Origin of the sequence: Streptomyces sp. NPDC057616, from assembly GCF_042800575.1 — a bacterium.
Taxonomy (GTDB): Bacteria; Actinomycetota; Actinomycetes; order Streptomycetales; family Streptomycetaceae; genus Streptomyces.
Genome location: NZ_JBHVGU010000003.1, coordinates 367804 through 374220, shown reverse-complemented (window position 1 = coordinate 374220; position 6417 = coordinate 367804). Strand labels below are relative to the sequence as shown.

The window sequence follows — 6417 nt, the reverse complement described above, 5'->3', positions numbered from 1 at the left end:
GGCGGGGCACCGGCCCAAACCAATTCCTTGGGGGACGGGGGAGAAAAACGAGCCGCCTGGCGGACCTCTTGCTCCAGTCCGCCGGGCGCCTCGTGAACGTCGCGCTGATCAGTCCTTGATCTCGCAGATGGCGGCGCCGGAGGTGAGGGAGGCGCCGATCTCGGCGGACAGGCCCTTGATGGTGCCGGACTTGTGCGCGTTGAGCGGCTGTTCCATCTTCATGGCCTCCAGGACGACGACGAGGTCGCCCTCCTTGACCTCCTGGCCCTCCTCGACGGCGACCTTGACGATGGTGCCCTGCATGGGCGAGGCGAGGGTGTCGCCGGAGGCGACCGGGCCGGACTTCTTGGCGGCGCGCCGCTTGGGGCGGGCGCCGGCGGCGAGGCCGGTGCGGGCCAGGGACATGCCCAGCGAGGACGGCAGGGAGACCTCGAGGCGCTTGCCGCCGACCTCGACGACGACCGTCTCGCGGCCCGGCTCCTCGTCCGACTCCGCGTCGGCGGGGGCGGCGAAGGGCTTGATCTCGTTGACGAACTGGGTCTCGATCCAGCGGGTGTGGACCGTGAACGGCTCGGTGCTGCCGGTCAGTTCGGGCGCGAACGCCGGATCCTTGACCACCGCGCGGTGGAACGGGATGGCCGTGGCCATGCCCTCGACCCGGAACTCCTCCAGGGCGCGGGCGGCGCGCTGGAGGGCCTCCTTACGAGTGCGGCCCGTCACGATCAGTTTGGCCAGCAGGGAGTCCCAGGCGGGGCCGATGACGCTGCCGGACTCGACGCCGGCGTCCAGGCGCACGCCCGGTCCCGACGGCGGGGCGAACAGGGTGACGGTGCCGGGGGCGGGCAGGAAGCCTCGGCCGGGGTCCTCGCCGTTGATGCGGAACTCGAAGGAGTGGCCGCGCAGTTCGGGGTCGCCGTAGCCGAGTTCCTCGCCGTCGGCGATGCGGAACATCTCGCGGACCAGGTCGATGCCGGCGACCTCCTCGGTGACCGGGTGCTCGACCTGGAGGCGGGTGTTGACCTCGAGGAAGGAGATGGTGCCGTCGTTGCCGACGAGGAACTCCACGGTGCCGGCGCCGACGTAGCCGGCCTCCTTGAGGATGGCCTTGGAGGAGGCGTACAGCTCCGCCAGCTGCTCCTGGGACAGGAACGGCGCCGGGGCCTCCTCGACCAGTTTCTGGTGGCGGCGCTGGAGCGAGCAGTCGCGGGTGGAGACGACGACCACGTTGCCGTGGGTGTCGGCCAGGCACTGGGTCTCCACGTGGCGGGGCTGGTCGAGGTAGCGCTCGACGAAGCACTCGCCGCGGCCGAAGGCGGCGACCGCCTCGCGCACGGCGGACTCGTACAGCTCGGGCACCTCCTCCAGGGTGCGGGCGACCTTCAGGCCGCGGCCGCCGCCGCCGAAGGCGGCCTTGATGGCGATCGGCAGGCCGTGCTCCTGGGCGAAGGCGACGACCTCCTCGGCGCCGGAGACCGGGTCGGGCGTGCCCGCGACCAGCGGGGCGCCGGCGCGCTGGGCGATGTGCCGGGCGGCCACCTTGTCGCCGAGGTCGCGGATGGCCTGCGGCGGCGGGCCGATCCAGGTCAGCCCGGCGTCCAGCACGGCCTGGGCGAACTCGGCGTTCTCCGACAGGAAGCCGTAGCCGGGGTGGACGGCGTCCGCGCCGGCCTCGCGGGCGGCGTTGAGGACTTTCTCGATGTCCAGGTAGCTGCTCGCCGGGGTGTCACCGCCCAGGGCGAACGCTTCGTCCGCGGCGCGGACGTGCAGAGCGTCGCGGTCCGGGTCCGCGTAGACGGCCACGCTCGCGATCCCGGCATCCCGGCAGGCCCGGGCCACGCGGACAGCGATTTCGCCACGGTTGGCGATGAGCACCTTGCGCACGATTGAGGCTCCCTCCTTGAAACAAGCCGAGTTTAGGGACTGGCTACACGGCACTACGACCCGTCCCCAATGGTGAGCTTGCCCACACGGAGCGTGATACGAGGCTCGCTCGACCCGCGAAAGCCCTTGTCGCACCGCGGCACGCAGGACTCCTCCGGGAAACCCTAGCTCTCCCGTGTGGTCAAGGTCTCTGTGAGAGCGTGCTGCGGGCCACTCGGTTTCTTTGTGGAGTCCCTACGAATGGCCCAACGAATCTTTGCCCTCCGCAGAACCCTTGTCCCGGGGTTTACCCGTTAGTAGCGTTCACGATGTCCGGGACGTACTTGGGGTAACAGCAGCCGTGCCCGGCCCGATTCGGGCACGGCGGTCGAAAGTGGGTGGGGAACCGGTGGTACGCAGACCGGTGGCATGGGCCGTGGCGATCGTGCTCTTCGTGGAGGCGTTCGGAGTCGCCGCGCTCAACTGGTTCCTTGGGGTCGTGGTCGACCGTCAGGACATGTCCCTGGCCGGACTCGACTCCGACATGATGGCGAACTCCTCGAAGATCGGCGGGATCGTCTTCGGGCTCTACTTCGCCCTGTGCGGCCTGGTGGCGCTGCTCGTGGCGCTGCGCAACCGCCCGCCGGCCGGCTTCGGACGCATCCTGCTGATCAGCGCGGCCGTCGTGCACGCGCTGCTCGGGGCCTTCGCCTGGGGCCTGGTGGGCTGGGGCGCGTTCCTGTTCATGGTGGTCGTGCTGGGGCTCATCGTGCTGCTCCTGATGACCTACGACAGCCCGGCGGAGCCGGCGGACGCGGCCCCGGCCGCGACACCCCCGGAGAACGACGGCGGCAAGGACGGCGAGGGTTCGCCCGTCACCTCTCCGCCGGCGCCCACAACTCCGTGATGCCGACGCCCAGCTGGGCCAGGAGCCGGCGGACGAGGGGCAGGCTGATGCCGATGACGTTGCCGTGGTCGCCGTCGATGCCCTCGATGAACGGCGCGCTGCGGCCGTCGAGCGTGAACGCGCCCGCGACGTAGAGGGGTTCGCCCGAGGCGACGTAGGCGGCGACCTCCTCGTCGGTGGGCTCGCCGAAGCGGACGACGGTCGAGGCGGTCGCGGAGGTGTAGCGGCCGCTGACGGTGTCGTAGACGCAGTGGCCGGTCTGGAGCGTGCCCGCGCGTCCGCGCATCGTCTTCCAGCGGGCCGTCGCCTCCTCGGCGTCGGCCGGCTTGCCGAGCGCCGCGCCGTCCAGGTCGAGGACGGAGTCGCAGCCGATGACCAGGGCGCCGTGCGCGTCCGGCCTGGCCGCCACGACGGAGGCCTTGGCCTCGGCCAGGGCGAGGGCGAGTTCGGCGGGGGTGGGGGCGGTCACGGCGTCCTCGTCGACACCGCTGACGATGACCTCCGGTTCGAGACCGGCCTGGCGCAGCAGGTTCAGCCGGGCAGGGGACTGCGAGGCGAGGATGAGGCGGCGGCGGGGCGCGTCTGTCATGCGGTCAGGGTAGTCGCGAGTGACGGCGCGGCGGGCCGGCGGTCGCCCTACCTCAGCCCGATGACGATCATCGCCAGGATCATGGCCAGAGCCATGAGGAGACCGAGCCGCCGCATCATGTCCTGCGTGTCGCGCAGTTCCTTGGGCGGCTCGTTCTCGGGGTCTGACCACAGCATGCTTCCAGCGTGCGGCGGGCCCGGGCCGGGCGCCTGAGTACGGGTACTCAAGTTGGCGCCCGGCGTCGCACTACCCCGGCCAGTAGGTGCGGGCCCAGGACGTCGGGCCCGGCTGGGGCAGGCGGTGCGAGGCGATGCGGGACGGGTCGGACCAGGTGTCGCGCTTCCGTGTCGCGCCGGGCGGGACGGAGGCCTCCGCCGCGGCGCGGGCGCGGACCACCGCCAGGGCGGCGGCCAGCTCCTCCGCGGTCGGGTTGCCCCGTACGACCTTGATGTTCATGACGGCTCCCTGCCGGGCTAGAGGGGGATGTTGCCGTGCTTCTTCGGCGGCAGCGACTCGCGCTTGGTGCGCAGCTGGCGCAGACCGCGGACGACGTGGGCGCGGGTGTCGGAGGGCATGATCACCGCGTCGACGTAGCCGCGCTCGGCCGCGATGTAGGGGTTGAGGAGGGCGTCCTCGTACTCCTGGATCAGCCGGGCCCGGGTCGCCTCCAGGTCGCCGGCGGCGTCGGCCTCGGCGATGGTGCGGCGGTGCAGGATGTTGACCGCGCCCTGGGCGCCCATGACGGCGATCTGGGCCGTCGGCCAGGCGAGGTTGAGGTCGGCGCCCAGGTGCTTGGAGCCCATGACGTCGTAGGCGCCGCCGAAGGCCTTGCGGGTGATGACCGTGATCAGCGGGACCGTCGCCTCGGCGTAGGCGTAGATCAGCTTGGCGCCGCGGCGGATGATGCCGTCGTGCTCCTGGTCGACGCCCGGCAGGAAGCCGGGGACGTCGACGAAGGTGATGACGGGGATGTTGAAGGCGTCGCAGGTGCGCACGAAGCGCGCGCCCTTCTCGCTCGCCTTGATGTCCAGGCAGCCGGCGAACTGCATGGGCTGGTTGGCGACGATGCCCACCGGGTGGCCCTCGACCCGGCCGAAGCCGGTGAGGATGTTCGGCGCGAACAGCGGCTGCGTCTCGAAGAACTCGGCGTCGTCGAGGATGTGCTCGATGACGGTGTGCATGTCGTAGGGCTGGTTCGCGCTGTCCGGCACGAGGGTGTCCAGCTCCAGGTCCTCGCCGGTGACGGCGAGGTCGGCCTCCTCGGGGTAGACCGGGGCCTCGGAGAGGTTGTTGGACGGCAGGTACGACAGCAGCTGCTTGACGTACTCGATGGCGTCCTTCTCGTCGCCGGCCATGTGATGGGCCACGCCGGAGGTCGAGTTGTGGGTGCGGGCGCCGCCCAGCTCCTCGAAGCCGACGTCCTCGCCGGTGACGGTCTTGATGACGTCCGGGCCGGTGATGAACATGTGCGAGGTCTGGTCGACCATCACCGTGAAATCGGTGATCGCGGGGGAGTAGACCGCGCCGCCCGCGCACGGGCCGACGACCAGGCTGATCTGCGGGATGACACCGGAGGCATGGGTGTTGCGGCGGAAGATCTCGCCGTACGCGCCGAGCGAGGCCACGCCCTCCTGGATGCGGGCGCCGCCGGAGTCGTTGATGCCGATGACCGGGCAGCCGGTCTTCAGCGCGAAGTCCATGACCTTGACGATCTTCTGGCCGTAGACCTCGCCCAGCGCGCCGCCGAAGACGGTGAAGTCCTGCGAGAAGACGGCGACCGGGCGGCCGTCGACCGTGCCGTAGCCGGTCACGACGCCGTCGCCGTAGGGGCGGTTGGTCTCGAGGCCGAAGTTGGTGGAGCGGTGCCGGGCGAACTCGTCGAGTTCCACGAACGAGCCCTCGTCGAGCAGCAGCTCGATCCGCTCACGGGCCGTCAACTTGCCCTTGGCGTGCTGCTTCTCGACGGCGCGTGCGGAGCCGGCGTGCGTCGCTTCCTCGATACGGCGCTGGAGATCCGCGAGTTTGCCCGCGGTGGTGTGGATGTCGATCCCTGGGATCTCTTGACGCTCTTCCGGCTCGGACATCGGGATGAGGCTCCCTGCCTGCTCAAAAGGGGGGACGGTTACTCATCCGTAGAGTAGTGGGGGGCCTACGAATCAGCAGTGCGGCGTTTCACACACCTAGGGTGGCTTGCATGACGCCGCGAGATGCTTCAGACGACAGCCGCTGGTCCGATCTGGACCGGCCTCCCCTCAACGCGAACGCGCTGCGCCGCGGTCTGGTGCAGGAGGGCGGGCTGTGGCGTGACGTGGAGGTGGTGCCGAGCACCGGCTCCACCAACTCCGACCTGGTCGCCCTGGCCGCGGCGGGCAAGGCGGCCGAGGGCTCGGTCCTGATCGCCGAGGAGCAGACCTCCGGGCGGGGCCGGCTGGACCGGCAGTGGAGGGCGCCGGCCCGCTCGGGACTGTTCTTCTCCGTGCTTCTGCAGCCGGGCGAGGTGCCGGTCGCCCGCTGGGGCTGGCTCCCGCTGCTCACCGGGGTCGCCGTGGCGACGGGGCTGTCCCGCTCCGCGGGCGTGGACACGGCACTCAAGTGGCCCAACGACCTGCTGGTCTCCATCGCCGGCGAGGAGCGCAAGGCCGGCGGCATCCTCGCCGAGCGGGCCGGGGACGGCGGCGTGGTCGTCGGGGTCGGCATCAACGTCACCCTGCGGGAGCCGGAGCTGCCGGTCCCGCAGGCGGGGTCGCTGGTGCTGGCCGGGGCGGTCAGCACCGACCGCGATCCGCTGCTCAGGGCGGTGCTGCGGTCCCTCGCCGAGTGGTACGGGCGCTGGCGCGAGGCAGGCGGCGACCCGGCGGCCTGCGGTCTGCAGGAGACGTACGCGGCGGGCTGCGCGACGCTGGGACGGACCGTGCGGGCGGAGCTGCCCGGCGACCGCTCGATCACCGGTGAGGCGGTGGCGATCGACGGCGACGGCCGGCTGGTGATCGCGACGGAGAACGGGGTACAGGAGCCCGTCGGGGCGGGCGACATCGTGCACCTGAGGCCCGCCTAGCGGAGG

General features: G+C 71.3%; 7 protein-coding genes. 2 read left to right on the top strand and 5 right to left on the bottom strand.

What is annotated here, in order from left to right; all coding sequences use genetic code 11:
- Positions 1–108 precede the first annotated feature (108 nt).
- Positions 109–1881, bottom strand: coding sequence for a biotin carboxylase N-terminal domain-containing protein (locus tag ACFU97_RS05285; RefSeq protein WP_384251102.1), 1773 nt, complete (start codon positions 1879–1881; stop codon positions 109–111).
- Positions 1882–2269: 388 nt separating this feature from the next.
- Between ACFU97_RS05285 and ACFU97_RS05280 the strand changes: the two genes are divergently transcribed.
- Positions 2270–2767, top strand: coding sequence for a hypothetical protein (locus ACFU97_RS05280; RefSeq protein WP_384251100.1), 498 nt, complete (start codon positions 2270–2272; stop codon positions 2765–2767).
- On the opposite strand, the gene ACFU97_RS05275 is transcribed toward ACFU97_RS05280, so the two are convergent.
- From ACFU97_RS05275 to ACFU97_RS05260, 4 genes are all read right to left on the bottom strand, one after another.
- Positions 2736–3356, bottom strand: coding sequence for a Maf family protein (locus ACFU97_RS05275; RefSeq protein WP_384251097.1), 621 nt, complete (start codon positions 3354–3356; stop codon positions 2736–2738). The genes ACFU97_RS05280 and ACFU97_RS05275 overlap by 32 nt on opposite strands.
- Before the next feature lie 47 nt (positions 3357–3403).
- A complete protein-coding gene (gene mmpB / locus ACFU97_RS05270) occupies positions 3404–3532 on the bottom strand; it encodes a morphogenic membrane protein MmpB (protein ID WP_384251095.1) in 129 nt (42 codons plus the stop codon).
- 70 nt (positions 3533–3602) lie between these two features.
- A complete protein-coding gene (locus ACFU97_RS05265) occupies positions 3603–3812 on the bottom strand; it encodes an acyl-CoA carboxylase epsilon subunit (RefSeq protein ID WP_384251093.1) in 210 nt (69 codons plus the stop codon).
- Between the two features lie 17 nt (positions 3813–3829).
- On the bottom strand, positions 3830–5440 hold the full coding sequence (locus tag ACFU97_RS05260) for an acyl-CoA carboxylase subunit beta (RefSeq protein ID WP_384251090.1): 1611 nt from the start codon (positions 5438–5440) through the stop codon (positions 3830–3832).
- Positions 5441–5550: 110 nt separating this feature from the next.
- Here ACFU97_RS05260 and ACFU97_RS05255 point away from each other — a divergent pair, with 110 nt between their 5' ends.
- On the top strand, positions 5551–6411 hold the full coding sequence (locus ACFU97_RS05255; protein ID WP_384251086.1) for a biotin--[acetyl-CoA-carboxylase] ligase: 861 nt from the start codon (positions 5551–5553) through the stop codon (positions 6409–6411).
- Positions 6412–6417: the final 6 nt, after the last annotated feature.

Coding starts and splice junctions, on each gene's coding strand:
- ACFU97_RS05255 (WP_384251086.1), top strand. CDS start 5,551: ATGACGCCGCGAGATGCTTCAGACGACAGCCGCTGGTCCGATCTGGAC.
- mmpB (WP_384251095.1), bottom strand. CDS start 3,532: ATGCTGTGGTCAGACCCCGAGAACGAGCCGCCCAAGGAACTGCGCGAC.
- ACFU97_RS05260 (WP_384251090.1), bottom strand. CDS start 5,440: ATGTCCGAGCCGGAAGAGCGTCAAGAGATCCCAGGGATCGACATCCAC.
- ACFU97_RS05275 (WP_384251097.1), bottom strand. CDS start 3,356: ATGACAGACGCGCCCCGCCGCCGCCTCATCCTCGCCTCGCAGTCCCCT.
- ACFU97_RS05265 (WP_384251093.1), bottom strand. CDS start 3,812: ATGAACATCAAGGTCGTACGGGGCAACCCGACCGCGGAGGAGCTGGCC.